This is a genomic window from Amycolatopsis sp., assembly GCF_025464955.1.
Lineage (GTDB): Bacteria > Actinomycetota > Actinomycetes > Mycobacteriales > Pseudonocardiaceae > Amycolatopsis.
On record NZ_JAODNM010000083.1, the window covers coordinates 1 to 24,269 of the forward strand.

Here is a 24,269-nt window from a genome sequence, read left to right on the forward strand (position 1 = left end):
TGATGGCCTTCGCGACCGCCGCCCAGTCTTCCGACACCCATTCCTCCGTGGTCCGCCTCAGCGCCGACATTAGCGCTCTACCGATTCCGCGGGGCGCCTATCGCCACCGCGTCGCGCATTCGGAGTATCCCTATGCCTTAATGCGACTAAATCAGCTCAAATAATTAGCTGAAATCAGCTTTCCTCAAACAAAGGGTCTCAAATCATGAAGACGCAAATCTCTTCCAACGATCACCCGGCGTACTACTCGCTGACCGATGCGGCCTGGATTCTGGGCGTCACCCGCTCGCAGATCCACCGTGCGATCAGGACCGGCGTGCTGCCGGTCATCCGTCGCCGGTCCCGCCTCGTGGTGCCCGCCGCCACACTTCAGCGACTCCTGGACACCACCGACGGCACTCCCCGCACCAGCGGAGGTGCCCAGTGAACTACGAAGATATTGTTTCCAACCTTGACCACCTGGCGACCGTCCCTGACCACGTGCTGGCCGAGGTCGTCACCCGGGATGGTCTGTGTTTCTGGGCATTCGACCGATCCGAGATACCGGAGCTGTCCGGCTTGGACACCGCTGACCGCGAACTTGCGGCCGGGATGTGTGCGGGGTGCCCGGTCATCAATGAGTGTCTTGAGCTGGACTTACGCATGGCTGGCGCGGACACGGTCGGGGTGTGGGGCGCACGCCCCGACACCGACCGGCGTCAGATCCACCCCGTGTGGATGGCTCGCCGGAACCCCCTCAAGCGAGGTGATCGGCGATGACAGTCAACCTCACCGCAGTGCAGATCCTCGCCGGGGTCGGTGTGCTGCTTGCTCTCATCGCGGTGTGGCGGGTCGGTACCGGTCGGGCTCGCAAAGCGGCCGACGCGGCGCGGGCCGGTGCCCGGGTCGTCTCGCTCGCCGGGCGGGTCCTGCTCGCCGGGGCCGCCCTGGTCGGGGTTCAGTGGCTGGTGATCACCCACCCGGGCAACACGACGTTGCTCCTGGTGGTCCTCACCGCCCCGGACCTGATCGCCGCGCACGTCCTCACCAAGGCGTTGACGGTCACCTCGATGGACACCACCACGCCCCGCCGGGGAGGTGGTCGACGATGAACGGACAGATAGCCGATCACCACGGCGCAAGTCCGCAGGATGCCCGACACCTGCCGCTCACGAAGGGGCAGCGGCTTGCCCAGGATGCCGCCGAGGCGGCCGAAGTCCGCCGCTACCAGACCCATCCCGACGTAGTCGCCCTGCGAGTGGAGCGCGTCCGCGTCCAGGTCGACCGGCTCTGCTGGGCGGGGATCTCGCTGGGGTTGGCGTTCACCATGGCCAACGTCCAGTGGTTCGCCGCAGCAGGATCAGCGGGGTGGTCACTGCCGTGGTTTTCCGCGTGGTTACTCGATCCGACGGTGTCGCTAGTGCTCCTAGCGATCCTGCGGGCCGAACAGGTCACCGCTCGCTACCAGGTCCGCACCGGCTCTTGGGTGCGCACGGCGAAGTGGCTTGCTCTGGCCGCGACGTACGTCATGAACACCTGGTCGTCGTATTCGGCCGGCACGCTGGCCGGGGTGGTGCTGCACTCGGTGCCGCCGTTGATCGTGTTCGCCGCGGCGAGGCGGTCACCGATCTGCGCGACAAGCTCACCGACGCGGTGACCGCCGCGTTCACCGAACCAGCGGGTGCGATCGGCGACGCCGAGCCGTTCACGGTGAACACCGCCGTTCACGAGACCAGCTCGTCTCGTTCGCGGCGGACGTCGTTCGGGGAGTACCTCGCCGAGGCTCGTCGCGCGTGGACCCCGGACGTGGTGATCACTCCAGCATGGGTTCGTCAGGTCACCGGCTGTTCGCGCTGGCTCTCACCTCGATTGGCCGCGACGCTCGCCGCTGAGGTGGACATCGACGCTCCCGGACGGGAGAGCCGCTCATGAACGGAAACGAGAGCCACACGACAACCGGTTCGCAGGAGTTGGAGAAGGCCTCGCCCGTGCTCGACGGGGAGTTGGTCGACGACACGTTGCCCCAGCCTCGTCCTCGCTCACGGCGACGGCGGTTCATGAACTGGTGGCAGCGTTCACCGCGCGTCCCGGCCACGCTCAAGAGCAAGGCCCTGACACGCCAGGCAGGGAAGGACGCCGCCGTGGCCGTGCTCAAGTCGCCTTGGCGCTACTTCGGCGCGGTCATGCGCGGGCTCGTCGCGGGTGCTCGGTGCTGGCGGACGTGGGTCAAGGTCGGCGACTACAGGCAAGCGGCAGAGGAGTCCGAGAAGCTCGCCGACAAGTTCACCGAGATCCGCGCGCTGACGTTGTTCCGGTGGAAGGTCACCGGAGCCGTCACGGTGGCGCTGGCCATGGCGATCGCGGTCGCTGACCTGGTCTGGGGTGACCGTCCGCTCTGGATATCTGGAGGGGTGGTGTCCGTGGCGCTGGCGATCCTCGGGCGACGCAAGGACGGCAGCCCCGGGCGCAAACCCGCGCTCGCCGGTCCGCGCTCGCTGACGTGGACGATGGACCCGCAAGTCCTCGTCGACGCTTTCCGGGACGCGAAACTGATCGGGAAAGACGAGTCTCTGAGGCTGGTCGAACGCGCCCACCGGATGGGCGAGGGGTGGGCGATCGTCGTCGACCTGCCCGCTACCCGCAAGGCAGCCGACGTGGTGAAGAACCGCGACGCGCTGGCGTCTGCTCTCGCCGTCGACGAGGTCCAGCTCATCGTGGAGCGGGTGCGGGGCAACGGCGGGCACGCTGGGCGAGTGTCCATGTGGGTCGCCGACGAGGACCCCTATGCCTCACCGCCGCTCCGAACACCGCTGCTCGGGGTGTCGCGGTGGGATGCGTGGCAGCCGATCCCGTTCGGAAGGGATGCACGGGGCCGGCGGATTGATCTCCCGCTGGTATGGACGTCGTTGCTCGTGGGTGCCATCCCGAGGCAGGGTAAGACATTCGCGGCCCGGCTTGCGGCCGCCGGGCTGATCCTGGACGCGTGGGTGCGGCTCTATGTGGCGGATTTCAAGGCAGGTAAGGATTGGGACGCTGCCGGGCTGGTCGCGCACCGGCTCATGTCCGGTGACGAGACCGAACACGTCTTTGCGCTCATTGACTGGCTCGTTGAGCTGGTCGGCGAGGTTCAAGGCCGGTACCGGCGTATGCGGGATCTGGACGATCTGACATGCCCGGAGTCGACGATAACCCCGGATATGTCGCGGGATCGGGCGTTGAACATACCGATCACCGCGATCTTCATCGACGAGGTTCAGGTGCCGTTGGAGGACCGAACTCCTTTTGCGGTGCAAGGTAAGAAGCTCACCGCTGGCGATTACATCGGCGAGTTGCTGACATGGTTGGCGAAGAAGGGACCAGCAGTTGGCATCGTACTCGTGCTCGCCACGCAGCGGCCGGATTCCAAGACGATCCCGTCCGGACTCCGTGCGGTGCTGGGGTCGCGATTCGCCCTCCGGGTAATGGATTGGCGAGACAGCAACATCGTGCTGGGCGAGCAAATGAACACGCGTGGGTTCGACTCCAGCCGCCTGCTCGCGTCGCACAAGGGAGTCGGCGTGCTCCGCCCGGACGGCGACACTCAAGCCGGGGCCGATGTGCTGGCGATGACGGTCCGGACGTACTACATGCCGAACGAGGATTGGCAGACGATCTGCCAGCAGGGCCGGGCGCTACGGGAAGCGGCGAACACGTTAACTGGGCACGCCGCCGGTCAGGACACGATACCGGTGCTCGACCACGCGGCGGTAGCGAAAGCGGTCGGAGCGAGACGCAGCGCGAGCAAACCGCCACCAGCAGTACTGCCGGAGGTGCGGTTGCCGGAGCCGCTGGCATCGGCGGTGGCCTATCTCGGCCACGAACTCGACGAGAATGTGCGTGACTTCGTGCCGAGTAGCGAACTCGTCGAGGAACTGGGCGTTGAAGCGACGTCGTTCGGCAGGCAGATGGGCGACCTCGGTTGCCGATCAACTCGGGACCGAGTCCCAGACGGGGACGGGCGAACAACCCGGGTGCGCGGCTACCTCACGGCGGATATCCGGGCTGCCATCGAACGCGTGTCCTCCGACGTTGGTCGAGACGACACCGGGAGCGAAGTGGTAATCGGTGACGGCTGACCACACCTCCCGCATCATTGCGACCGACGCCGAGACCAGCTCACACCAGCAGGACAGGGCAGGCACACATGAATCTCATGCCGACCACCGCCACACTCACGACAAGGACGCCGGGCCTGGTCCGGCCCACGCTGCGGCGGTACCGACGCGTCCGTGCCCAAAGGGAATCAAACCGGAGTCGTGGGCCTATTGGGAACCGATCTGTGCGGCAATGGACCCGCTCACGCCGGAGGAGATCGCCGACGTCGGGGCGATCCTGCGACGGGCCGACGCACGCCGCGCCGCCCGAAAACGCAACGAGCAGTAGGGACAGAGAGAAGCCTCGGCGCTTGCGAGCGCCGAGGCTTCTCTCTGCAATCGATGGGCTGAGGGCTGTAAGAGTGCTACCTTCAGAAGTCCGCAGGGAGAGCAGAATCAGGAAAAGAACTTATGACGGAACTTGGAACTTATAAAGTTACTTTGACGCTCGTAGTTAGCTGTTCGGTATGCGGCGAAACTCAGACTCCCTTGTTATCTGGACAATGTGCAGCATGTAGTAGTCCGCTACCCTCAGGCCTAGTCGCAGAAGTGAGAAATGTCGTGCGGCGCCGTCGGGAATCCTTCAAGGGCAGACTCAAACGACTCGAAGAGCGAATGCATTCCGTGACCGACGGCCCGTTTATTTTCGCCACCCGCGGCGCGCCTTGCTCAGATGACGATCACCTCGTCAACGTGCTGCAGCCTGCGTTCAACACTCTGGGCGCTCGCCATGAAACTGTGGCTCGGCTCATGCAAACCGGTACGTGGGACCCTGAAGAGAAGGGCTGCATTGCGGCGTTCAACGAACTTGTTGGAACCCTTGATGCTGCTATCAACTTTGTGACCGAGCTTCGTGAAACGATGCCGCCTCTAGAATGGCGAGCCGTGCATCGTGAGTTGACACGCGCCGTCGCACAGCAAGTATGTGGCCAGGTCTTCATTGCCATGACGATCGTTGCTGCCGATACTGACACGGCATCGCGACTTCGGGATGATGGGAATCGTTCGTTTGCCACTGGGGCGCGACACGCTGAGCGGATTGCTGCGCTTATTGACCTGATCCTGCACTCGCCCAGCGATGGCCCGTTTCAGGCCGATGGTTCTCTTGATGTGGCGGCGCTTGCATGGGCGAGTGTTGGAGAGCAGAGCACGTCGATTGCAAATGGCGCCGGGATAGTTCGTGGTGCTTTTGTCGACGTCCCCGGCATGGCCACGCTCCCTGACCAGTATGCCGTACTACTACTACCCTTGTTGGCTTCCGGTGCCCGAGTAGTGGATTATGGCATCCTTGTTGATCGAGCGAAGAAACTGCGATCAGTCCTCGACGTGGCCGATGCTTCCACAGCCTGGCTTGTAGACCCTACACTTTTGGTGTCTCGCGTTCAGGATGGCGTCGAACGAATTACCGCCGAGACTGAACGGCTCGGTCGTGAGTGGCGGTATGGTCTTCCCCGTTTCCATATAATGAACTCGCTGGCAGAAATTTATCGGCAGCTTGTCGAGGGAGCACTTCGTGAGCTCGGTGGAATACTTCTCGTGGCCGCGCGCGCTGGCCGAAGTGGTGATTACGGCACGTATGAACGAGAGGTCATCGACGGAATCAAGGCGGGTGAGGTCGTCAATGAACTGGAGCAGATGGGTGCCCCCCTTAGTGGCGCGGTTGACATGCTGTATCGCAACGCTAGCGCACATGCCGACATCGTAGTAACTGATAGTGGAATCATCGCAACTAAACGAGTGATTCGCGACAGTCGAGAAGTTTCCCGTACGACGACTGCGCTATCGGACGCAGAGTTCTCCGAAGAGATGGTTGCGCTCCAGGAGATCCTTCTTGCGCTCCAGTTGACGATTTTGCCGTGGATTTGGGCTCATGGCGATCAGCGTGTGGGTGCCGCCGTAGTATCGATGCGCCCAACTGCATTGCAGATAACTCGTACGCTAGCCCTTCTCGGGGGCATGACGGGGCTAAATGGCGTCGCGGTTTCTCGTGAAGGCAATCAAATCACCATTGCCGCTGATCGATTTCAGGACAATAGCAGTCGCCGAGACGCGGGTATCCTAAGCCTGGTGCCAGCGGCATTTGGTGCCGTGCCAGAAGCAACCGAGGTCACGCTAGATATCTCTGAACTTCATTCGGTGACCTTTACGCATGCCGAGTTTGCAGCACTAGAGTCTGACGAGACTCCTCACGGACTCACCATGCTTGGCTTCACTACAGCGAAGTGGCTCATTGAGAGCGGCGCATCGTGGACTGAGCAAGATGAGGCAACCTATGTGACATTTCCGCTCACAATGTTGTATTTCGCCTGCATGAGATTCGCTGGTAGTGAGCCACAGAATACGGAAAATATCGATCGGGCTATTGAATTCTTAGAGATTGCGCGCTCGCGCCTTGATGACATAGTCGTGTCCGGGCGCAGGTCGCCACTGACACGGCAGGCTGTACGGCAGATCGATATTCTTGCGACTGCCTTCACTGGACTCGCCGAAAGCAAGCGCGATCAACGGCAAACTCACAAAGCGCTAGGGTTGGCGCAGAAGGCAAACGCGACGATTAGTGTCATGTATCAGATTCAGGAAGAAGCCAAGGCGCTTCGTGACGCACGACCTCAGTAGTAGCTGATTATCGCGGCAATCGACCCAACAGTCCGGCCACCGTGCTTACGATCATGACGGCATCGTCTCGGCTCCACGTGAAGTCTTCTGTCACTGCGTCGTCGTGATTGGCACCGCTCGCCAGGCTGTACAAGTCATCGATCAGGACACGCCAGCGTTGCGCTTGTGTCCGCACTTTCGCAACAGTCTTCTGTGCCGACGGATCAGCTGGAACTACCTCGCGCACGTAGTCGAGTGCGGCCCGACCTTTGATGACCGCTTCCTCATATTTGCCATCCGTGATGTGTCCCTTGGCTTCGCGGATACGGCCGACCGCCCGGCGCAGTTCGCTGCCGTCGAGCGGTAGCGGTACTAGAACTTCCATCACGACCGCCGTGCCCACACTCGCAAGTTGCCGTGCCCACACCTCGGCCCGCACCAAGGCCACCTCTTGCGCTTGCGCGACTGGATACAGGCCGTCTACGGGGTAGAGGAGCACCGCGTCCAGGTGTAGACGCAGTGGAAGATCCTTCCCGTCCCGTAGCGCTTCAAGCGCTCGAAGCTGACTGTCGCTCAGGCTGCACGTCAGTTGTTCGGTGCACGTGTATCCGCGAGTCGTCACATGCTTGATATGCAGTGGTCCGAGCCAGCGGTTCGCGTTGTTCAGCTCAATGTGCAGGTCGCCGCTCAGTTGGATCGGCAGCCCTTCCTCCAGCCCGACTGAGGCCACGGTCACCGTGACGGCCAATCGGTGTACCCCGGTGCCGGGTGTCAGGTTCACGGTGGCCGCGCCTGGCCCCACGCTGATCTGGAGCGTATGGCCCTGGCTGAAGTTCAGGTCACCCATCGTGATCTCGTCCTTGGCTCGTTGCTTCTGCCTGTTGCTGGGTTACACCGTAGTCGTTGGTGCCGCTATCGCTGAACTGGTTTCTCGCTCGTCCGGGTTTCGCTCAGGCGGAAATATTGTCGGGGTTAACAAGCGGGAGTGCACATCCCGGAAGATGACCAACTTCTTGGCACCTCTGTTGCGCACCCGGAGGCTTCCCGAACGGACCACTCACCCCGCCGTGCTGGCGTGCGCCTCTGCCAGTGCCGCGAACTCCTTCGGCGTCACCTTCTTCACCCGCGTGTTGTCGAACACCCGCTTGCCGGTATGGACCGTGGGGAACACCACCATCTTGTTGCGGCCCAGAGTCTTGAGCAGCATCCCCCGCCGCGCCGAGACGTCCCCGTCGTTCCATTCTGCGATCAGCGACTCCTCCGACTCCGCCGCCACAGGCTCGGCCGGTATCTGCTCGGCCAGCGCCTTCTCCTGCGCCTCCAGCGACGCGAGGTCGAGGACCAGCGGCTCGTTGGCCACATCGAACTCATCCATGGTCATCTTGCGTTTCCCGACCCGCGCTAGCAGATTCCCGCGCAATGCCTTCACCGCGTTGATCTCGTCGGTGACCGACTCCAGCCGCTCGGCGACCTGCGACCGCACCGCCGCCACCTCCGACGCGTGCCGCTCGTCGGACAACCGCGACACGGTGAACGCGAGCAACTCCTCATCGGTCTCCCGGCGGTCGATGAATACCCGACCGCACCCCGACGCTGCTTGGCACAGAAATACGTTGACCTTGGCGTACCGTCCTTGTAGAGACGGTCCTTCTGCTTGCGGGCAGTCAACTTGCGCGTACACACCCCGCACCGCAGAATCCCCGTCCTCACATGCCCCTCACCAGCGATCCGGCCCCGAGCGCGCCCGGCGAACAACGCCTGCAACCGATCGTAGGTTCGCTGGTCCAAGATTGGCTCACCTTCCAGCCGACCCACGATCTCCCCATCGTGCACGACATACCCACCCAGCGACACGCGTTTCATCGTCGCCGACATCGACGCGTGGACCCACTCCAGCCCGGTCGCTGTCCGCAGGTTCTCGGCGTTCCACATCTCCACTGCCTCCCCGCCCGACAGCGCGCCAGATACCAGCCCGGCCGCCGCGTCCCTGATGCCTTCACGTTCGGCTTCCACCAGTTCCGCCGACACCTCGGGCCGGTCGGCATTGGTCTGGCCCTTACTGGGCTTCCAGGTCTGGTCCTTGCCCGCGAACCCGAACCGGCGCGGCCCACCGGTGGTGCGGCCCTGCTCGCGGAACGTGGTGAACCGCTTCTTCAGCCGCCGCGACGTGTCATCGGACGACCTCGCGGCGTGGGCAACCTCGATCCGCAGGATGAACCGGTCGTCGGGGTCGGCGAGGTCCCGCGAACCGTGCGCGGAGTACACTTTGTAGCCCCTTTCCGCCAGCTCGATCAACGTCTCCAGGTCGCGCGGTTGGCGGAAGAGACGGTCGGTGTGCCACACCACGCACCCATCAGACTCACCCGAGGCCACCCGCTCCAGCAGCCGCGCCCAGCCCGGCCGCCGCACGGTGCGCTTCCACGCCGAGAGGCCGTCCTCAAGTTCGAGGCCCAGCACGCCGCCTGCCCGCTCGATTACCTTGCGGTTGTCGGCGTGCTGAACCTCGATCTTCTCCAACTCGCCAGTCTCGGGCACCTTGGACAGACGACCGTAGGAATCCAGCACCAACGGCCGCCGCCGTAGGCCCTCGCCAGCACTACCCTGGTCTGCATCACCCATACCGAGCACCGTAGGTCAACAGAAGAGTGTTCGCCTTGGGTGCGTTGGACGCACCCAAGGTGGCCTTGAGGGTCTTTCGACCCTACGCGTGCACGTGGACGTCGTCCCAGGTGGGGAAAGGGTCCGCGCCGAGGGGTTCGCCGGGGGTGGTGAGGCAGTCGGTGAGGGCTTGCGACAGCGCGGCTTTGTCCAGGCCGATGCCGATGAAGACCAGCTCCTGCCGCGCGACCTCGCCGACGCCTTGGGGCTCGAACCGCGCCACCGAACCCGCTTGCGACCACAGGCCGGTCACCCCAGGCCGTGACGCCAGGGAGAAGAAACCCTTCGACCGCAAGACGTTCCCGAACTCCCCAGTGTCCAAACGGGAACTCACGAACGCCCACAGCCGCTCCGGGTGGAACGCCGTTTCCGCCCGGAAGACGACACTGGAGATGCCGTACTCCTCGGTCTCGGGCACGTGGTCGCCGTTGAGCTCGGCGACCCAACCCGGTGCCTCCTGGGCACGGTCGACGTCGTATCGGCCCGTGTCGAGCAGCTTGCGCAGCGGCACGCGGCCGAAGGTGGACGGCACCACTTCCGCGCTCGGGTTGAGCCGGCGGAGCACGGCGGTCTGCCGGTCGAGCTCGAACGCGGAGACGAGGTCGGACTTGTTGAGCACCAGCACATCCGCGAACTCGACCTGGTCGATCAGCAGGTCGCTGATGGTCCGTTCGTCACCCTCGTACTGGTCGAGCGACCGCTCCGACAGCGAGTCGCCGACCGCGAGCTCCCGCCCGAAGTTCACCGCGTCGACGACGGTCACCATGGTGTCCAGCCGGGCGGATCCGAGCAGGGCGGCGCCGTCGTCGCGGGCGAACGAGAACGTCGCGGCGACCGGCATCGGTTCCGAAATCCCGCTCGATTCGATGAGCAGGTAGTCGAACCGCCCGTCGCGGCACAGCCTGTCGACCTCTTGCAGCAGGTCGTCCCGGAGCGTGCAGCAGATGCAGCCGTTGGTCATCTCGACGAGCCGCTCCTCGGTACGGGACAGGCTGGACCCGCCCGCCACGAGCGCGGCGTCGATGTTGACCTCGCTCATGTCGTTGACGATCACCGCCACCCGCAGACGTTCGCGGTTGGCGAGGATGTGGTTGAGCAGCGTCGTCTTGCCCGCGCCGAGGAACCCCGACAGCACGGTGACTCCCAGCGTCATCGGGCCAGCCGCTGGAAGTGGTTGACCAGTCTGCGCGGGACCAGCAGCTCCTTGCCGTCGACCTTGATCGGGACCAGGTCGGGCACCGCGGCCTTCCACTGCGACCGGCGCGACCGGGTGTTGCTGCGCGACGTCTTCCGCTTGGGGACGGCCATTACTTCGAGCCTCGCTTTCCGTAGCGGCGGTGGAACTTCTCGACCTGACCGGCGGTGTCGAGCACGCGCTGGTTGCCCGTCCAGAACGGGTGCGACCACGAACTGATGTCGACCTGCACGAGCGGGTAGGTGTGCCCGTCGGTCCACTCGATGGTCCGGTCGGACGTCGCGGTGGAGCGGGTGAGGAACGCGTCTCCGGTCGAAGAGTCCTTGAACACCACAGGGTGGTAGTCGGGGTGGATACCGGATTTCACGGGGTTTCGTCCTTTCGGTTGGCGAAGTACACGCCTTCCGGCGTCACTTCGGTGTCTTCGCACGGTTCTTCGTGCCATTCGCCGAACGGGTCCGGGTAGGCGAGCCAGGCTTTCGGGCCTGCGGCGAGTTCAGCGTCGGTCAGCAGCGCGCCGCGCAAGGCAGCGTCGACTTCTTCGGGCGACGCCTGGTCGGTGACGACGACGATTTCCTGCGCGCGGTCGCCGAAAACGGGATCCCAGCGCAGGGAGGCCAGCGTGCGGCGCTCGGCCGAGACGGCGGCCCAGTCCGGGCCGCCCGGCGCGTCGAGCCACGGCCCGGCGTGCCCGATACCCAAGCCGCCGCCGGCTGACTCGATCCACAGCGCCATGTCCGACTGGCTGGCGACCCAGGCGCGCCCGCGAGTCCGGACGACGCCGTCGAGCAGCACGTCGATCGCGTCGTGCAGCCGTTCGGGGTGGAACGGCCGCTGGGCGGTGAAGGTGAGCAGCGCGATGCCGCAGTCGGCGTGCAGCGGCGGTTGGCCGCGCAGCAGTGGGCCGTGCATGTCGGTGACCTCGCCCCGGCGCGCGTCGGTGGGCACGGTGGCCACCAGCGCACAGGCGTCGACGGCGGAGAGTTCGACGCGGGGGATCGAGGGGGCGACCCGGTCGAGGATCGCTGACGCCTTCGCGGCGCTCCAAGCGTCCGTCGCCGAACCGGCGAGGACGAGCACGTCGGCGAACTCGACCTGAGCCAGCGCGACCTGGGCGATCGTGCGGTCGTCCTCGGGGCTCGCGCGCATGCCGCGTTCGGCGAGCGTCTCGTCGCCTGTGGTGTCGGCGAGCCAGCTTTCGCAGTCGACGACCGTGAACACCGCGCGCAGGTCGACGTCCTGGCACACGGGGTGGTCGCCGACGAGGACGTTCCGGATCGCCCAGCTGACCGGCTCGGGTTCCATCGCCTCGTCGAGCCGCAGGACGATGCGCTCCACCTGCGGCATCCGGGCGAGCTTGCGCAGCAGCGGCAGGAGGTCCTCGCGCAGGGTGCAGGACACGCAGCCGTGGGCGAGTTCCAGCACGGTCAGCTGGTCGCGCGGGCCGAGCTGGATCCGGCGCCGGACGATGCCGGAGGTGATCTCGCGCAGGTCGTGGTGGACCACCGCGGTACCTGGCGCACCCGTCCGGAACTTCTCCGCGAGTGCGCTGTTGGGTCCCGGTCCGAGGCCGGTGATGAGGAATAAGGGCACGCGCGGACGTTGTTGGGTCATCTGTGTAGAGTAAATGAAAACGAAAACCAATACCAACTTGGGAGGGCGCGTGTCCGCCGTGTGTCAGGTCACCGGCCGCAAACCGGGCTATGGCAAACAGGTCTCGCACTCGCACCGGCGCACTTCGCGGCGCTGGGAGCCGAACCTGCAGATCCACCGGTACTGGCTGCCCAGTGAAGGGCGCTGGATCCGGCTGCGGGTCTCGGTCAAGGGCATGAAGACGATCGACAAGCGCGGGATCGAGGCGGTCGCCGCCGAACTGCGCGCCAGGGGAGTGAAGCTGTAGTGGCCAAGAGCAACGACGTCCGGCCGATCATCAAACTGCGGTCCACCGCGGGGACCGGCTACACCTACGTGACGAAGAAGAACCGCCGCAACGACCCGGACCGGATGGTCCTGCGCAAGTACGACCCGGTCGCGCGCAAGCACGTCGAGTTCAAGGAGGACCGCTGATGGCCAAGCAGTCGAAGATCGCGAAGAACGAGCAGCGCAAGGCCGTCGTCGCCCGCCACGCCGCTCGACGCGCGGAACTGAAGGCCGCCGTGGTCTCGCCGAAGTCGTCGCCCGAGCAGAAGGCCGCCGCGGTGTCCGCCCTGCAGTCCCTGCCCCGGGACGCCAGCCCGACACGCGTGCGCAACCGCGACGTCGCCGACGGACGTCCTCGCGGCTACCTGCGCAAGTTCGGCCTGTCGCGGGTCCGCATGCGTCAGATGGCGCACAATGGCGAACTGCCCGGCGTGTCGAAGTCGAGCTGGTGACGCGCATGGCCAAGCCGATCCGGGACCGCCCTGGCAAGAAGAAGCGCAACCTGCTCGCCGCCGAGGGGGTGTCCGAAGTGGACTGGAAGGACGTGAACCTGCTGCGCAAGTTCATCTCCGACCGCGGCAAGATCCGCGCCCGCCGCGTCACCGGGCTCACCCCGCAACAACAGAAGCAGGTCGCCACGGCGATCAAGAACGCCCGCGAGATGGCCTTGCTGCCTTACTCGAGCACCGGGCGCTGACGAGGACTCGTGAGCGTTGCGGCCGGTACTAACCCGGTACTAACCGGCCGCAACGCTCACGAGTGGCAAACTGGGCGTATGAGCGAAAGCGCGGAGGCCGCACCCGAGAACGACCCGGAACTGATCGAGCTGTGGGCCAAGGTGTTCGGGTTCGCCCGCACGGGTGAGACCGAGAGCCTCGCCGCTTACGTCGACGCCGGTATCCCGGCCAACCTCACCAACGACCGGGGCGACACGCTCCTGATGCTCGCGGCTTACCACGGGCACCCCGAAACCGTCGCCGCGCTGCTCAAGCGTGGTGCGGAGCCGGACCGGCTCAACGACCGCGGCCAGAGCCCGCTGGCCGGCGCGGTGTTCAAGAGCGAACCCGACGTCGTCAAGGCATTGCTCGACGCCGGCGCCGACCCGTCAGTCGGGAGCCCGTCCGCGATCGAGACCGCTGCCATGTTCGGCAACACCGAGCTGCTGGCCCTGCTCGAGCGCTGAGCACGCCCGTTAGGCATGCTTGTCGGCATGCCTGATGACCCCCACTACCTCTCCGGCCTCGATCTCTCCGGCCGGCGCGTCGTCATGGTCGGCGGCGGCACGGTCGCCCAGCGCAGGCTTCCCCGCCTGGTCGGGGCCGGTGCGCTGGTCGAGGTGATCTCACCGGAGACCACGCCTTCGGTCAGCGGGATGGTCGACTCCGGCGAGATCGTGTGGCACCGGCGCGAGTACGCCGATGGCGATCTCGAAGGTGCCTGGTACGCGCTGGCCTGCACCGATGACGCCGAGGTCAACGCCGCCGTGTGTGCCGAGGGCGAGCGGGCCAGGGTGTTCTGCGTTCGCGCGGACTCCGGCACCGACGGCAGCGCGGTGACACCGGCTTCCGGACGTCACGGCGGGCTGCTCGTCGGTGTCCTCTCGGGCGGAGAGCCGCTGCGCTCGGCCGCGGTCCGCGACAGCATCCTCGACGGCCTGCGCGCCGGAGTCGTCGAGGACGGGCGGGTGCCGAAGGTCGACGAGCTGCCCGGAGTCGCGCTGGTCGGCGGGGGACCGGGTGACCCCGAACTGATCACCGTCCGCGGCCGCCGGCTGCTGGCGCGCGCGGACGTCGTCGTGGTCGACCGCTTGGCCCCCCGTGAGCTGCTGGACGAGCTGGCGCCCGAGGTCGAGATCGTCGACGCCGCGAAGATCCCCTACGGGCGTGCCGCGAGCCAGGAAGTGATCAACGCCACGATCATCGAACACGCCAAGGCCGGGAAGTTCGTCGTCCGGCTCAAGGGCGGTGACCCGTACCTGTTCGGGCGCGGTTTCGAGGAGTTCCTCGCCTGTGTCGAGGCCGGCGTCCCGGTGACCATGGTCCCCGGAATCACCAGCGCCTTCGCCGTTCCCGCGGTGGCCGACGTGCCGGTGACGCACCGCGGCGTCGCGCACGAGGTCGTCGTCGTGTCGGGGCATGTGGCGCCCGGGCACGAGAAGTCGCTCGTGGACTGGCCGGCGCTGGGTCGTCTGCGCGGCACGATCGTGCTGATGATGGGCGTCGAACGGCTCGAGGAGTTCGCCGCCGCGCTGCTCGACGGCGGCCGCCCCGGCGACACCCCGGTGGCGATCATCGAGGACGGGACCATGCGCACCGAGCGCGTCCTGCGGTCCACATTGGACTCCGTCGCGGCCGAAGCGAAAGCCGCTGCCGTCCGCCCGCCGGCCGTCATCGTCATCGGCCCGGTCGCGGGGCTCGCGGGCTAGTCGGACTTCCGCCGGCCTCGTCGAGGATCGAAGGCTATCTTGCCAGCTATTGCATCCAATATCGTGGTTTTGCATACTAAGGCCATGCTTCAAGATGTGCGCGCCCCCTGAGGAGGGAAGACGAACAATGGAAATGGCCAAGCGCGACTTCAGCCCCAACCCCGGCGACACACTGCTCTTCGAGAACGACCGCGTCCGTGTGTGGTCCATGACCCTGGGTCCCCACGAGGAGTTCGCCTTCCACGAGCACCACCACGACCACGTCATCATCTGGCCGTGGTCCGGCAGCGTCCAGGGCCAGCAGTACCTGCCGCAGGAGTACGGCGAGGGTAAGTGGGGCATGGCCCAGCACGCCGAACCGGGGTTCGTCATGGCGAAGACGGTCGGGACGGACCGGCCGCTGACCCCGCACCGCGTGCGCAACCTGCGCGACGAAACCGTCGAGCACTTCATCATCGAGCTGCTCGAGGCGTCGCCGAGCAGCACCGAACAGCCATGGCAGCACAACGGACGCGGGGACTTCAGCGTCGACGGCGCAGCGGACTCCTAGGCGCCTTGCTGGTCCTCGATCCAGCGCGCCATCGCCTCGGCGGAAGACCGGATGTGCTGCCTCATGGCCGTCCGGGCGCGTCGGACGTCCCCCTGCGTGACCGCGTCGGCGATGGCCTTGTGCTCCAGGTGGTTCTTGCGGAGCAGCCGGGAGTTCCCGGCGTATGCGGCGTAGGCGGAATTCCGGGGCAGGCGACGGCCGACGTCGGCGATGCTGATGGCCAACTGGCGGTTGCCGGAGGCCTCCAGGATCACGGAGTGGAACGCGTCGTTGGCCTCGGCCCACTGCCGTCCCGCGTCCTCCGGCAGTGCCGGCGCGGCCTGGTCGTCGGCGGGAAGGAAGTGATCTTCGTAGTGCTGCCACGCCGACTTCAGCCGCTCCAGCTGCCGGTCGTCGATGTGACCGGCGGCCAGCTCGGCGGCCAGCCCCTCCAGCTCCGCCCTGACCGCGCCCAGCTCCCGGATGTCGCGGCCGGAGTGGCCGTTCACGCGGGCGCCGCGGTTCTGGACGATCGTCACGACGTCCTGCGCGCCCAGTACCCGCAGCGCCTCGCGGACCGGTGTCCGGCTGACACCGAACTCCTGCGCGAGGGTCTCGTGACGCAGCCAGCTGCCGACCGGGATCTCGCCGCTGAAGATCCGGCGCTGCAACTCGTCGACCAGCCGATCGCTCAGGGAGGTGGCGGCCGGTGGCGTCTCGTTCTCGCTCATGGGTCCGATCCTAGGTGCCCGGTTGGCCTTGTCTTGGGGTGCGACATGGCGCATGCTGGATTCAATAAGCTAATTTAGCATCCAATCTGACCTCGGGGGTGCCGATGACCAGACCCGGACCCGGCGCGGTGATGGCACCGCTCGACTACCGCCGGCTGGTTCCGCTCGCGATGCTCGAGCCGCCGGCCGTCTCAGTGCTGCCGGGGGCGGTGAGCCATCTCCAGATTCCGTATGCGGAGGCTCTGGGCTGGCGACCGCTGAGACTCGACCTGCACCTCCCCGCGGCGGCAAGCGCGCGTCGCCATCCGGTGGTGGTCTACGTCCACGGCGGCTCCTTTCTCACCGGTATGCCGGGTATGGGGCCGTGGGCCGGGCTTCCCGGCCACGGTATCGCCGTGGCCTCGGTCGCCTACCGGTTGTCCGGCGAGGCGTGCTTCCCGGCGCCCGTGGAGGACGTCCGCGCGGCCCTCGCCTGGGTCGGTGCGCAGGGGGAGCGGTACGGCCTCGACGGCGAACGTGTCGCCGTCTGGGGAAGCTCCGCCGGGGGCTACCTGGCCGCGATGGCCGCGGTGACCGGAGCCACGAACCTGAGCACCCCACCGCGCCTGCTCGGTGTGTCGCCGTCCGAAACGGAATCGCGGCCGGCCGCCGTCGTCACGCACTACGCGGTGACCGCTCCGGAGTTACTGCGCGAAGACGCCTACCAGAACAGCGAAGCGGAGATCCGCGGGCTCGAGGCGATCATGGGCGGGTTCTTCGACGACTCGGCCAAGCTGCTCACGGCGGTTGCCGACCATCTTGGCGAGGCGAGTGCGATGCCCTCGTTTCTCCTCATGCACGGCGACGCCGACCGCCGCGTCGGTCTCGGCCAGAGCCGCCGCCTGCACGACGCGCTGACCGCCGCCGGGGCGTCCAGCGAGCTGGTCGTCGTACCCGGCGGCGATCACGGCTCCCCGCACTTCACGTCCGAGCCGGTCGTCGCCCGGGTCGAGGACTTCCTGTGGCAGTCGTGGGGCCGGTCATCCACTGACCGCGAAACAACCGAGAAGGTGGAGACGCCATGAAGATCCTGGTCTCCGGCGCGAGCATCGCCGGGCTTTCGACCGCCTACTGGCTGGTGCGGTCCGGTCATGACGTGACGGTCGTCGAGAACTCTGCCGATCCCCGGCGGGGCGGCGTCGCCGTGGACGTCCGTGGGGAGGCGCTCGAGGTGGCGCGGGAGATGGGAGTGCTCGACGAGGTCACGCGAAACCGCGTTCCCACCGAGGACATCTATTACTTCCTCGACGCCGCGGGCCGGGTCGAAGCGCAGTTCACGCCCTCGACGCAGTTCTACGACAGTCCGGGCGACATCGAGATCTCCCGGGACAGCCTCAGCGACATCCTGCGGGCCGCAGTGCCCCCAGGGGCACGTTTCCGGTACGGCGAGTCGGTCGCGGCGGTGCGTGAGCTCGCCGACGGGGTCGAAGTCCGCCTGACCGACGGAACGACCCAGCGGGTCGACCTCCTCGTCGGTGCCGACGGGATGCACTCCAACGTGCGGCGCCTGGTCTTCGGGCCGGAGCAGCGGTTCGTCCGCCACCTGGGGCTGTACGTCGGGATCGTCAAGCGCTCCGCCGCGGGAGCAGGTCTCGCGGGCTCGCACGTCTACAACATCCCGGGACGCATGGTGATGCTCCGCGGCGACGGGGTGGACTGCTCCGCCGTCCTCGGTTTCCGGTCGGCGTGGCTCGACTACGACTTCCGTGATGTTGCGGCGCAGCAAGAGATCGTGACCGACGCCTTCCGCGCGGAGCCGGGCTGGCGGGTGCCCGAGGTCGTCGACGAGATCGGCCGTGACGCCCACTTCTACTTCGATTCCGTGGGCCAGGTCCGGATGGACGGCTGGAGCGAGGGGCGCACGGTACTTGTCGGAGACGCGGGCTACTGCGCTTCTTTCTTCTCCGGAATGGGGACGAGCCTCGCCATGATCGGTGCGGCGAGCTTGGCCCGGGAGCTGGCCGCGGCGGGCGACGATCTCTCGGTCGCTCTCCCGGGCTACGACCGGGCCATGCGCCCGGTCGTGGACGAGGCCCACGAGATGGCGAACGGTGGCGCGGACATTCTCTTTCCCGTTACGGCAGAGGACATCGAGGAGCGAAATGCCCGGCTGCGCGAGGCGGCGCGTGCTTGAGGTCGCGCGGACTGGCTAGTCCACGTCCCTGGCTAGTCGACGAAGCAGCGCGCGACGAAGTCGGTGATGGCCTCGGTCAGCCGGCCGGGGTCGGCCCGGAGTTCGACCGGGCTGCGGGCCTGGATGAACTCGGCTCCGGGGACGTCGACGGCCAGGGTGTCGGCGTCGCCGAAGGGGTGGATCGGGTCACCCTGGTGACCGATCACCAGCGTCGGCACGCTGATCTGCTTGCGGACCGACTTCGGCGGCGCGATCCGGCCGAACAGGACCCCGTGCAGCAGCGCGGCCATCGGCGCGGGCCGCTGTTCGAGGGTGTCGGTGACGACGTCGACCCACTGGTTGCCGTGGGGGACGAGCTTCGCCACCAGCGACACCGCCTGCACGCTGATCGGGACGAACCGCGCGGCGAACAGCAGCGGCGCGAAGGTGAGCAGCCCGGCGACGATCGCGTTGTCGAGCACCGGCATCTCGACGATCATCCCGCGCATACGTTCCGGCGCGAACACCGAAACCTCCAGCGAGACGTTCGCGCCGAGCGACGTCCCGCCGATGACGGCCGATTCGACGCCCAGGTGGTCGAGCAGCGCGACGGTCTGGTGGGCGAACGCCGGCATCGAGTAGAGCCAGGACTCGGTGGGCCGGTCCGATTCGCCGTGTCCGAGCAGGTCGAGGGTGACGACCCGGTAGCCCGCGGCGGCCAGCTTCCGCGCCAGCGGCGCGTGCATGCGGCGGGTGAACATGATGCCGTGGGTCAGCACGACGACCCGCGAACCGCTGCCGAACTCGGTGTAGGCCAGGCGATGGCCCTCATGGTCGAAGGACCCGGACAGTTCGATCGGGCGTGACGGTTTCGCGGCCTTTCGCCGGGGTTCGCCGGGCTGAAGGTCCTCCAAGGCGGCTGCGGTGCTTGCCGGGCTCATGTCCCCACCCTCCCTCTGCTCGTCCTGCGCAGTAGCTAGTTCCAGGAAAGCATCTCCCGACCGCGTTGGCACAGTGCCAACCGGATGGGTCAAGATGGCAGGCATGACCGTTACCGCTGACAGCCTGCCCGACCTGGTCTCGCTCAAAGTCTCCCTGACCGGCCATGTTGCCGAGGTGACCCTGCTCGGGCCGGCCAAGGGCAACGCCATGGGCCCGGACTTCTGGCGCGAACTGCCGCTGGTGTTCGGCGCGCTCGATCAGGACCCGCAGGTCAGGGCCATCGTCCTGACCGGGAGCGGGAAGCACTTCTCGTACGGTCTCGACCTGCCCGCGATGATGGGCGGCTGGGCCGGGATGCTTGCCGGCGACGCGCTGGCCGGACCTCGCACCGAGTTCCTCGCCGAGGTCCGCCGTCTCCAGGCGGCTGTGAGCTCGATCGCCGAAACCCGGAAGCCGGTTGTCGCGGCCATCTCCGGCTGGTGCATCGGCGGCGGCGTCGACATCATCAGCGCCGCGGACATCCGACTGGCCAGCGCGGACGCGAAATTCAGCGTGCGCGAGGTCAAGGTCGCCATCGTCGCCGACATCGGCAGCCTGCAGCGGCTCGCCCCGATCATCGGCGAAGGCCATCTCCGCGAGCTGGCGCTGACCGGCAAGGACATCGACGCCGCCCGCGCGGAGAAGATCGGCCTGGTCAACGACGTCTACGCCGACCAGGACGCTGTCCTCGACGCCGCCCGCACCCTGGCCGGGGAACTCGCCACCAACCCGCCGCTGGTCGTGCAGGGCGTCAAGAACGTGCTGAACGCCCGGACCGAGCGCGAGGTCGCCGACGGCCTGCGTTACGTCGCGGCGTGGAACGCCGCGTTCCTGCCGAGCAAGGACCTCGCCGAAGCGGTCGGCGCTTTCATGGAGCGCCGTGCTCCGGAGTTCAAGGGCGAGTAGTTTCCGCGGCAGGGGAAAAACGCGCAGAACCGCAGAACCACTGAGGAGACCAACGTGAGCAAAGGCGCTTCGGAAGTCCATCACGCGTTCCGCGCGGCGCGGGACAACCTGTTGGCCGGCCGGGAGGACTACGCGACGACGTACCGCGAGTTTTCCTGGCCGCGGTTCGCCGAGTTCAACTGGGCGCTCGACTGGTTCGACGAGATCGCGCGGGATCCGGCGAACGCGCAGCGGTACGCGCTGTGGATCGTCGAGGAGGACGGCAGCGAGACGCGCTGGACCTATCCCGAGATGGCACGCCGCTCGTCCCAGGTGGCCAATTGGCTGCGGGCACAGGGGGTCCGGCGGGGGGACAGGCTCATCCTCATGCTCGGCAACCAGGGCGAACTGTGGGAGACGATCCTCGCCTCGATCAAGCTCGGCGCGGTCATCATCCCGGCGTCGACGCTGCTCGGGCCCGCGGACCTGCGTGACCGCGTCGATCGCGGGGCAGCCAAGCACGTCGTCATCCGTTCGGCCGACGCCGTGAAGTTCGCCGACGTCGACGGTGACTACACGCGGATCGTGGTCGGCGAGCCCGTCGAAGGCTGGCTGTCCTACGCCGACACGGCCACCGCGGACGACACGTTCGCCCCCGATGGTCCGACAGCCGCCGAAGACCCGCTGCTGCTGTACTTCACCTCCGGGACGACGGCGAAGCCGAAGCTCGTGCAGCACACCCAGGTGTCCTACCCGGTGGGCCACCTGTCGACGATGTACTGGATCGGCCTCCAACCCGGCGACGTGCACCTCAACATCTCCTCGCCAGGGTGGGCGAAGCACGCATGGAGCAACGTGTTCGCGCCGTGGAACGCCGAGGCCACGGTGTTCCTGTACAACTACACGCGGTTCGACGCCGTCGCCCTGATGGGCCAGATGGACCGCTGCGGGATCACCAGCTTCTGCGCTCCGCCGACGGTGTGGCGGATGCTCATCCAGGCCGACCTGAGCGCGCTGAAGACCCCGCCCGCCAAGGTGGTCGGCGCCGGCGAGCCGCTGAACCCCGAGGTGATCGACCAGGTGCGCAAGTACTGGGGCGTGACCATCCGGGACGGCTTCGGGCAGACCGAGAGCAGCGTCCAGATCGCCAACACCCCGGGTCAGCCGGTCAAGGCCGGGTCGATGGGGCGTCCGCTGCCGGGGTTCGTCGTGGCGCTCGTCGACCCGGTGAGCGGGGCGGTCGCCCAGGAGGGCGAGATCTGCCTCGACCTGGCCCACCGCCCGGTCGGGCTGATGGTCGGGTACACCGACGACGAGGAGCGCACGGCGGAGGCGTTCCGGGACGGCTACTACCACACGGGTGACGTCGGCTCGATCGACGAAGACGGCTACATCACCTATGTCGGGCGCACCGACGACGTGTTCAAGGCGTCGGACTACCGGATCTCGCCGTTCGAGCTGGAGAGCGTCCTGCTGGAGCACGACGCCGTCGCCGAAGCCGCGGTCGTCCCGGCGCCGGATCCCATTCGGCTGGCGGTACCCAAGGCGTACGTCGTCCTCGCCGCCGGCCACGAGCCGGACGCGGACACCGCTGTCGCGATCCTCGCGTTCTGCCGCGAAAACCTGGCGCCGTACAAGCGAATCCGGCGTCTGGAATTCGCGGAGCTGCCGAAGACGATCTCCGGCAAGATCCGGCGCGTCGAGCTACGCGTCCGGGAACGCGACGCCGACGCCGACGGCGGACGCCCGGCCGGGGAGTTCCGCGAGGAAGACTTCCCCCAGCTCAAGGGCTAACCCCACCAGTCACACCCGTCACACGTGCCCCGCTCGTCACAAACCAGTGACTCGGGGGACGTTTCGTACACATCTATTGTACGAAACGTCCCTCCAGTCAGATTGCAAACGCAAACGCCACCGAGCCGTCACTCGCTCGGGACGACCGCGGCGAGAATGTACTGGTCGCCCTTGCTGCAGGTGGTGCCGCCCTGCGCGGCAGGCGGGCCGGACACGCAGGCCCAGCCCTCGACGGTGTCGCTGACCGGCTCCTGGGAGTCGCCCGGCTGACGCCCGGCGATCTTCCGGTGGAACAGCGTGACCACGTGCTCGGCCTCGGGGCAGGCGACACCGCCCGACTGGCTTTGGAGGACCTGCAGGGTCATCCCGCCGGCCGCGGTCACCGTGCCGCAGGAACCCTTGGCGGAAGCGGGTGCCGGGGTCGGCCGTGACGACGGTTTCGGCGGCGCGGTGGCCGTCTGCGGGATCGGCGGAACGCTCGCTGGAGAGGTTGCGGTAGTAGACGCTGTCGACGCTGCAGGTGGGGGAGCCGTCGACGTCGTCGCAGGTGAAGGCGTGCCCGAGCACGCTGTCACCAACGACAACGAGGAGATCGACAGACCGGCGAGGGCGGCCCACCGGCCAGTGCTGCTGGTGTCGGACACCGTCGTCCCTTCCGTGGCAAGGTTGCGGCACGTTACCGCGCCCACGGACGTCCCGCCATCGGGCTCATCTGTCCTTTGTGGACGTTAAGACTACGTTACCGGTTCCTTCGCTGCGTTAATTACATCCGAAACTTCCACGGAAACCGTTAACGCCGAGGCGTTTGTGTCCGACGAACAGGGTGAAGCCATCGGCCCCGACCCGTGAGAGCGATGAACACCTCAGCCCAGAGCGAACCCCAGTCCGCCGAAAGCCCGACCCCTCCGACAGCCCCCTGCACCGTCGTCTGGTGCGACGGCAGGCCCTATGTCCTCGAAGGCCCGGCCGCCCGCCCGCGCTGGGTGGGCACCGACCCCCGCGGCCGCCCGCAGACCCTGACCCGCGCCGACCTGCAGCGCAGAGGGTGGAGCTACCGGCGGGCCGGTTAGGCTGACCCGGTTAGGCTGAGCGGGTGAGTGAGCTCCCCGAGTCGAGTACCGAGCAGGACAAGCAACCGGTCGAACAGACGCTGCTGCGCCAGGCGTTGAACGTGCCGAACCTGATCTCGTTGCTGCGGCTGGCGGGCGTCCCGGTCTTCCTCTGGCTGCTGCTCGGCCCGAAGGAGGACGGCTGGGCGCTCGCCCTGCTGATCTTCAGCGCGTTCACCGACTGGCTCGACGGCAAGCTGGCTCGCTGGCTGAACCAGATGAGCGAGCTCGGCAGGCTCCTCGACCCGGCCGCCGACCGGCTCTACATCCTCGCCACGCTCGTCGCGTTCCTGCTCCGCGACATCATCCCGTGGTGGGTCGTGGCGCCGCTCGTACTGCGCGAAGCCGTCGTCGGGGTTGCCATCCTGGTCCTGCGGCGCAACGGGTTCGCCCCGCCCGAGGTCACCTACATCGGCAAGGGCGCCACCTTCGTCCTGATGTACGCGTTCCCGTTCCTGCTGGTCACGACCGGTCACTCCGAGTTCGCCGACTTCATCCGCCCGATCGCGTACGCGTTCACGACCTGGGGCGGGGTGCTCTACGTCTGGTCCGGCGCCCTGTACATCCTGCAGAGCACGAGGGCGATCCGCGGCGGGCAGGCCGACCGGGATGCGGTCGCGCCCGCCTAGGTGGAAGACTGCGCGCACCCTGTTGGACAGCACGGAAGGGGAGCGGCGTTGTCCACTCCAGAAGAACTGCGTTACACCGAAGAGCACGAGTGGATCGCGGTCAAGGACGGCGGTGTCGTCCGGGTCGGGATCACCGAGTACGCCCAGGACCAGTTGGGCGACGTCGTGTTCGTTGACCTGCCGGAGGAGGAGAAGCAGCTCAGCACCGGTGACGTGTTCGGTGAGGTCGAGTCCACCAAGAGCGTTTCCGAGCTCTTCGCGCCGCTCGCCGGTGAGGTCGTCGCGGTCAACCATGCGGTCGCGGACTCGCCCGAGCTCATCAACAGCGACCCGTACGGCGAGGGCTGGCTCGTCGAGATCAAACTCGACGACCCCACGAGTGTCGACAGCCTGCTGGAGGCCGAGGCCTACCAGGCGTTGATCAAGGGCTGAGCCAGCGTTTCCGCTGGACGGAGCTCCCGGCCACCGGTTGGGGGAGCCCCGGGGGCCGGGACACCTCCGGCACGGTACGTTGGCATCCAGAAGTTCTTGGGTAGTCGCAACATCAGTGCGTT

Annotated in this window: 30 protein-coding genes and 1 pseudogene; 21 read left to right on the forward strand and 10 right to left on the reverse strand. The window is 66.9% G+C overall.

The window, feature by feature from the left end; translation table 11 throughout:
• Window positions 1–205 precede the first annotated feature (205 nt).
• The 6 genes and pseudogenes from JWQ81_RS18615 to JWQ81_RS18640 all read left to right on the forward strand — a co-directional run bounded on the left by JWQ81_RS18615 (window position 206) and on the right by JWQ81_RS18640 (window position 6,728).
• A complete protein-coding gene (locus JWQ81_RS18615) occupies window positions 206–427 on the forward strand; it encodes a helix-turn-helix domain-containing protein (protein ID WP_297543185.1) in 222 nt (73 codons plus the stop codon).
• Window positions 428–480: 53 nt separating this feature from the next.
• Entirely contained in the window at window positions 481–759 is a 279-nt protein-coding gene (locus JWQ81_RS18620) for a WhiB family transcriptional regulator (RefSeq protein WP_366942313.1), read from the forward strand.
• Window positions 756–1,091, forward strand: a complete 336-nt coding sequence (locus JWQ81_RS18625; protein ID WP_297543189.1) for a hypothetical protein — start codon at window positions 756–758, stop codon at window positions 1,089–1,091. Before JWQ81_RS18620 ends, JWQ81_RS18625 begins: the two co-directional genes overlap by 4 nt.
• Window positions 1,088–1,911, forward strand: a pseudogene (locus tag JWQ81_RS18630) (hypothetical protein). The gene JWQ81_RS18625 and the pseudogene JWQ81_RS18630 overlap by 4 nt, the downstream one beginning before the upstream one ends.
• Window positions 1,908–4,094, forward strand: coding sequence for a cell division protein FtsK (locus tag JWQ81_RS18635; protein WP_297543191.1), 2,187 nt, complete (start codon window positions 1,908–1,910; stop codon window positions 4,092–4,094). Before JWQ81_RS18630 ends, JWQ81_RS18635 begins: the two are co-directional and overlap by 4 nt.
• A gap of 642 nt (window positions 4,095–4,736) precedes the next feature.
• Window positions 4,737–6,728 (forward strand): hypothetical protein, encoded by a 1,992-nt coding sequence (locus JWQ81_RS18640; RefSeq protein WP_297543193.1) that lies wholly within the window; start codon window positions 4,737–4,739, stop codon window positions 6,726–6,728.
• Window positions 6,729–6,735: 7 nt separating this feature from the next.
• Here JWQ81_RS18640 and JWQ81_RS18645 read toward each other — a convergent pair whose 3' ends face one another.
• The 7 genes from JWQ81_RS18645 to JWQ81_RS18675 form a co-directional block, all read right to left on the reverse strand.
• A complete protein-coding gene (locus JWQ81_RS18645; protein ID WP_297543194.1) occupies window positions 6,736–7,554 on the reverse strand; it encodes a hypothetical protein in 819 nt (272 codons plus the stop codon).
• Between the two features lie 210 nt (window positions 7,555–7,764).
• On the reverse strand, window positions 7,765–8,190 hold the full coding sequence (locus JWQ81_RS18650; RefSeq protein ID WP_297543196.1) for a hypothetical protein: 426 nt from the start codon (window positions 8,188–8,190) through the stop codon (window positions 7,765–7,767).
• Entirely contained in the window at window positions 8,133–9,326 is a 1,194-nt protein-coding gene (locus tag JWQ81_RS18655; protein WP_297543198.1) for a recombinase family protein, read from the reverse strand. The genes JWQ81_RS18650 and JWQ81_RS18655 overlap by 58 nt, the downstream gene beginning before the upstream one ends.
• An 82-nt stretch (window positions 9,327–9,408) precedes the next feature.
• The gene (locus JWQ81_RS18660) at window positions 9,409–10,518 is read right to left on the reverse strand and encodes a GTP-binding protein (RefSeq protein WP_297543200.1); all 1,110 of its coding nucleotides are present in this window, start codon (window positions 10,516–10,518) and stop codon (window positions 9,409–9,411) included.
• A complete protein-coding gene (rpmF, locus tag JWQ81_RS18665; protein ID WP_297543202.1) occupies window positions 10,515–10,673 on the reverse strand; it encodes a 50S ribosomal protein L32 in 159 nt (52 codons plus the stop codon). Before rpmF ends, JWQ81_RS18660 begins: the two co-directional genes overlap by 4 nt.
• A complete protein-coding gene (locus JWQ81_RS18670; RefSeq protein ID WP_297543204.1) occupies window positions 10,673–10,927 on the reverse strand; it encodes a type B 50S ribosomal protein L31 in 255 nt (84 codons plus the stop codon). Before JWQ81_RS18670 ends, rpmF begins: the two co-directional genes overlap by 1 nt.
• Complete coding sequence (locus JWQ81_RS18675; protein WP_297543206.1) at window positions 10,924–12,174, reverse strand: GTP-binding protein; 1,251 nt, start codon at window positions 12,172–12,174, stop codon at window positions 10,924–10,926. Before JWQ81_RS18675 ends, JWQ81_RS18670 begins: the two co-directional genes overlap by 4 nt.
• 49 nt (window positions 12,175–12,223) lie before the next feature.
• On the opposite strand from JWQ81_RS18675, the gene rpmB reads away from it, so the two are divergent.
• The 7 genes from rpmB (at window position 12,224) to JWQ81_RS18710 (ending at window position 15,455) form a co-directional block, all read left to right on the forward strand.
• Window positions 12,224–12,460, forward strand: coding sequence for a 50S ribosomal protein L28 (gene rpmB / locus JWQ81_RS18680; protein ID WP_297543208.1), 237 nt, complete (start codon window positions 12,224–12,226; stop codon window positions 12,458–12,460).
• Window positions 12,460–12,627, forward strand: a complete 168-nt coding sequence (gene rpmG / locus JWQ81_RS18685; protein ID WP_297543210.1) for a 50S ribosomal protein L33 — start codon at window positions 12,460–12,462, stop codon at window positions 12,625–12,627. Before rpmB ends, rpmG begins: the two co-directional genes overlap by 1 nt.
• Window positions 12,627–12,932, forward strand: coding sequence for a 30S ribosomal protein S14 (gene rpsN, locus JWQ81_RS18690; protein WP_297543213.1), 306 nt, complete (start codon window positions 12,627–12,629; stop codon window positions 12,930–12,932). The genes rpmG and rpsN overlap by 1 nt, the downstream gene beginning before the upstream one ends.
• Complete coding sequence (gene rpsR, locus JWQ81_RS18695; protein WP_297543215.1) at window positions 12,929–13,177, forward strand: 30S ribosomal protein S18; 249 nt, start codon at window positions 12,929–12,931, stop codon at window positions 13,175–13,177. The genes rpsN and rpsR overlap by 4 nt, the downstream gene beginning before the upstream one ends.
• A 78-nt stretch (window positions 13,178–13,255) precedes the next feature.
• The gene (locus tag JWQ81_RS18700) at window positions 13,256–13,663 is read left to right on the forward strand and encodes an ankyrin repeat domain-containing protein (protein WP_297543217.1); all 408 of its coding nucleotides are present in this window, start codon (window positions 13,256–13,258) and stop codon (window positions 13,661–13,663) included.
• 27 nt (window positions 13,664–13,690) lie between these two features.
• Window positions 13,691–14,905, forward strand: a complete 1,215-nt coding sequence (gene cobA, locus JWQ81_RS18705) for a uroporphyrinogen-III C-methyltransferase (protein WP_297543219.1) — start codon at window positions 13,691–13,693, stop codon at window positions 14,903–14,905.
• A gap of 127 nt (window positions 14,906–15,032) precedes the next feature.
• The gene (locus JWQ81_RS18710) at window positions 15,033–15,455 is read left to right on the forward strand and encodes a hypothetical protein (protein WP_297543221.1); all 423 of its coding nucleotides are present in this window, start codon (window positions 15,033–15,035) and stop codon (window positions 15,453–15,455) included.
• On the opposite strand, the gene JWQ81_RS18715 is transcribed toward JWQ81_RS18710, so the two are convergent.
• On the reverse strand, window positions 15,452–16,165 hold the full coding sequence (locus JWQ81_RS18715) for a GntR family transcriptional regulator (RefSeq protein WP_297543222.1): 714 nt from the start codon (window positions 16,163–16,165) through the stop codon (window positions 15,452–15,454). The two genes, JWQ81_RS18710 and JWQ81_RS18715, sit on opposite strands and share 4 nt — an antisense overlap.
• 104 nt (window positions 16,166–16,269) lie before the next feature.
• On the opposite strand from JWQ81_RS18715, the gene JWQ81_RS18720 reads away from it, so the two are divergent.
• A complete protein-coding gene (locus tag JWQ81_RS18720; RefSeq protein ID WP_297543224.1) occupies window positions 16,270–17,229 on the forward strand; it encodes an alpha/beta hydrolase in 960 nt (319 codons plus the stop codon).
• Window positions 17,226–18,338 carry an FAD-dependent monooxygenase gene (locus JWQ81_RS18725; RefSeq protein ID WP_297543226.1) on the forward strand — a complete coding sequence of 371 codons (1,113 nt, stop codon included), beginning with the start codon at window positions 17,226–17,228 and terminating at the stop codon, window positions 18,336–18,338. The genes JWQ81_RS18720 and JWQ81_RS18725 overlap by 4 nt, the downstream gene beginning before the upstream one ends.
• 32 nt (window positions 18,339–18,370) lie before the next feature.
• Here JWQ81_RS18725 and JWQ81_RS18730 read toward each other — a convergent pair whose 3' ends face one another.
• Entirely contained in the window at window positions 18,371–19,258 is an 888-nt protein-coding gene (locus JWQ81_RS18730; RefSeq protein ID WP_297543228.1) for an alpha/beta hydrolase, read from the reverse strand.
• A gap of 103 nt (window positions 19,259–19,361) precedes the next feature.
• On the opposite strand from JWQ81_RS18730, the gene JWQ81_RS18735 reads away from it, so the two are divergent.
• Window positions 19,362–20,204, forward strand: coding sequence for a crotonase/enoyl-CoA hydratase family protein (locus tag JWQ81_RS18735; RefSeq protein WP_297543230.1), 843 nt, complete (start codon window positions 19,362–19,364; stop codon window positions 20,202–20,204).
• A 54-nt stretch (window positions 20,205–20,258) separates the two neighbouring features.
• The gene (locus tag JWQ81_RS18740; protein ID WP_297543232.1) at window positions 20,259–21,977 is read left to right on the forward strand and encodes an AMP-binding protein; all 1,719 of its coding nucleotides are present in this window, start codon (window positions 20,259–20,261) and stop codon (window positions 21,975–21,977) included.
• Between the two features lie 128 nt (window positions 21,978–22,105).
• On the opposite strand, the gene JWQ81_RS18745 is transcribed toward JWQ81_RS18740, so the two are convergent.
• The gene (locus JWQ81_RS18745) at window positions 22,106–22,360 is read right to left on the reverse strand and encodes a hypothetical protein (protein WP_297543234.1); all 255 of its coding nucleotides are present in this window, start codon (window positions 22,358–22,360) and stop codon (window positions 22,106–22,108) included.
• Window position 22,361: 1 nt separating this feature from the next.
• On the opposite strand from JWQ81_RS18745, the gene JWQ81_RS18750 reads away from it, so the two are divergent.
• From JWQ81_RS18750 to gcvH, 4 genes are all read left to right on the forward strand, one after another.
• The gene (locus JWQ81_RS18750; RefSeq protein WP_297543236.1) at window positions 22,362–22,709 is read left to right on the forward strand and encodes a hypothetical protein; all 348 of its coding nucleotides are present in this window, start codon (window positions 22,362–22,364) and stop codon (window positions 22,707–22,709) included.
• A gap of 122 nt (window positions 22,710–22,831) precedes the next feature.
• Entirely contained in the window at window positions 22,832–23,047 is a 216-nt protein-coding gene (locus JWQ81_RS18755; RefSeq protein WP_297543238.1) for a hypothetical protein, read from the forward strand.
• A gap of 23 nt (window positions 23,048–23,070) precedes the next feature.
• Window positions 23,071–23,715, forward strand: a complete 645-nt coding sequence (locus JWQ81_RS18760; protein WP_366942312.1) for a CDP-alcohol phosphatidyltransferase family protein — start codon at window positions 23,071–23,073, stop codon at window positions 23,713–23,715.
• A gap of 48 nt (window positions 23,716–23,763) precedes the next feature.
• Entirely contained in the window at window positions 23,764–24,147 is a 384-nt protein-coding gene (gene gcvH / locus JWQ81_RS18765; RefSeq protein ID WP_297543240.1) for a glycine cleavage system protein GcvH, read from the forward strand.
• Window positions 24,148–24,269: the final 122 nt, after the last annotated feature.

Excerpts from the sequence above, each read along its gene's own strand:
- JWQ81_RS18615 (WP_297543185.1), top strand. The coding sequence starts at position 206 with ATGAAGACGCAAATCTCTTCCAACGATCACCCGGCGTACTACTCGCTG.
- JWQ81_RS18625 (WP_297543189.1), top strand. The coding sequence starts at position 756 with ATGACAGTCAACCTCACCGCAGTGCAGATCCTCGCCGGGGTCGGTGTG.
- JWQ81_RS18635 (WP_297543191.1), top strand. The coding sequence starts at position 1,908 with ATGAACGGAAACGAGAGCCACACGACAACCGGTTCGCAGGAGTTGGAG.
- JWQ81_RS18645 (WP_297543194.1), bottom strand. The coding sequence starts at position 7,554 with ATGGGTGACCTGAACTTCAGCCAGGGCCATACGCTCCAGATCAGCGTG.
- JWQ81_RS18655 (WP_297543198.1), bottom strand. The coding sequence starts at position 9,326 with ATGGGTGATGCAGACCAGGGTAGTGCTGGCGAGGGCCTACGGCGGCGG.
- JWQ81_RS18660 (WP_297543200.1), bottom strand. The coding sequence starts at position 10,518 with ATGACGCTGGGAGTCACCGTGCTGTCGGGGTTCCTCGGCGCGGGCAAG.
- rpmF (WP_297543202.1), bottom strand. The coding sequence starts at position 10,673 with ATGGCCGTCCCCAAGCGGAAGACGTCGCGCAGCAACACCCGGTCGCGC.
- JWQ81_RS18675 (WP_297543206.1), bottom strand. The coding sequence starts at position 12,174 with ATGACCCAACAACGTCCGCGCGTGCCCTTATTCCTCATCACCGGCCTC.
- rpsN (WP_297543213.1), top strand. The coding sequence starts at position 12,627 with ATGGCCAAGCAGTCGAAGATCGCGAAGAACGAGCAGCGCAAGGCCGTC.
- JWQ81_RS18700 (WP_297543217.1), top strand. The coding sequence starts at position 13,256 with ATGAGCGAAAGCGCGGAGGCCGCACCCGAGAACGACCCGGAACTGATC.
- cobA (WP_297543219.1), top strand. The coding sequence starts at position 13,691 with ATGCCTGATGACCCCCACTACCTCTCCGGCCTCGATCTCTCCGGCCGG.
- JWQ81_RS18710 (WP_297543221.1), top strand. The coding sequence starts at position 15,033 with ATGGAAATGGCCAAGCGCGACTTCAGCCCCAACCCCGGCGACACACTG.
- JWQ81_RS18715 (WP_297543222.1), bottom strand. The coding sequence starts at position 16,165 with ATGAGCGAGAACGAGACGCCACCGGCCGCCACCTCCCTGAGCGATCGG.
- JWQ81_RS18720 (WP_297543224.1), top strand. The coding sequence starts at position 16,270 with ATGACCAGACCCGGACCCGGCGCGGTGATGGCACCGCTCGACTACCGC.
- JWQ81_RS18725 (WP_297543226.1), top strand. The coding sequence starts at position 17,226 with ATGAAGATCCTGGTCTCCGGCGCGAGCATCGCCGGGCTTTCGACCGCC.
- JWQ81_RS18730 (WP_297543228.1), bottom strand. The coding sequence starts at position 19,258 with ATGAGCCCGGCAAGCACCGCAGCCGCCTTGGAGGACCTTCAGCCCGGC.
- JWQ81_RS18735 (WP_297543230.1), top strand. The coding sequence starts at position 19,362 with ATGACCGTTACCGCTGACAGCCTGCCCGACCTGGTCTCGCTCAAAGTC.
- JWQ81_RS18755 (WP_297543238.1), top strand. The coding sequence starts at position 22,832 with ATGAACACCTCAGCCCAGAGCGAACCCCAGTCCGCCGAAAGCCCGACC.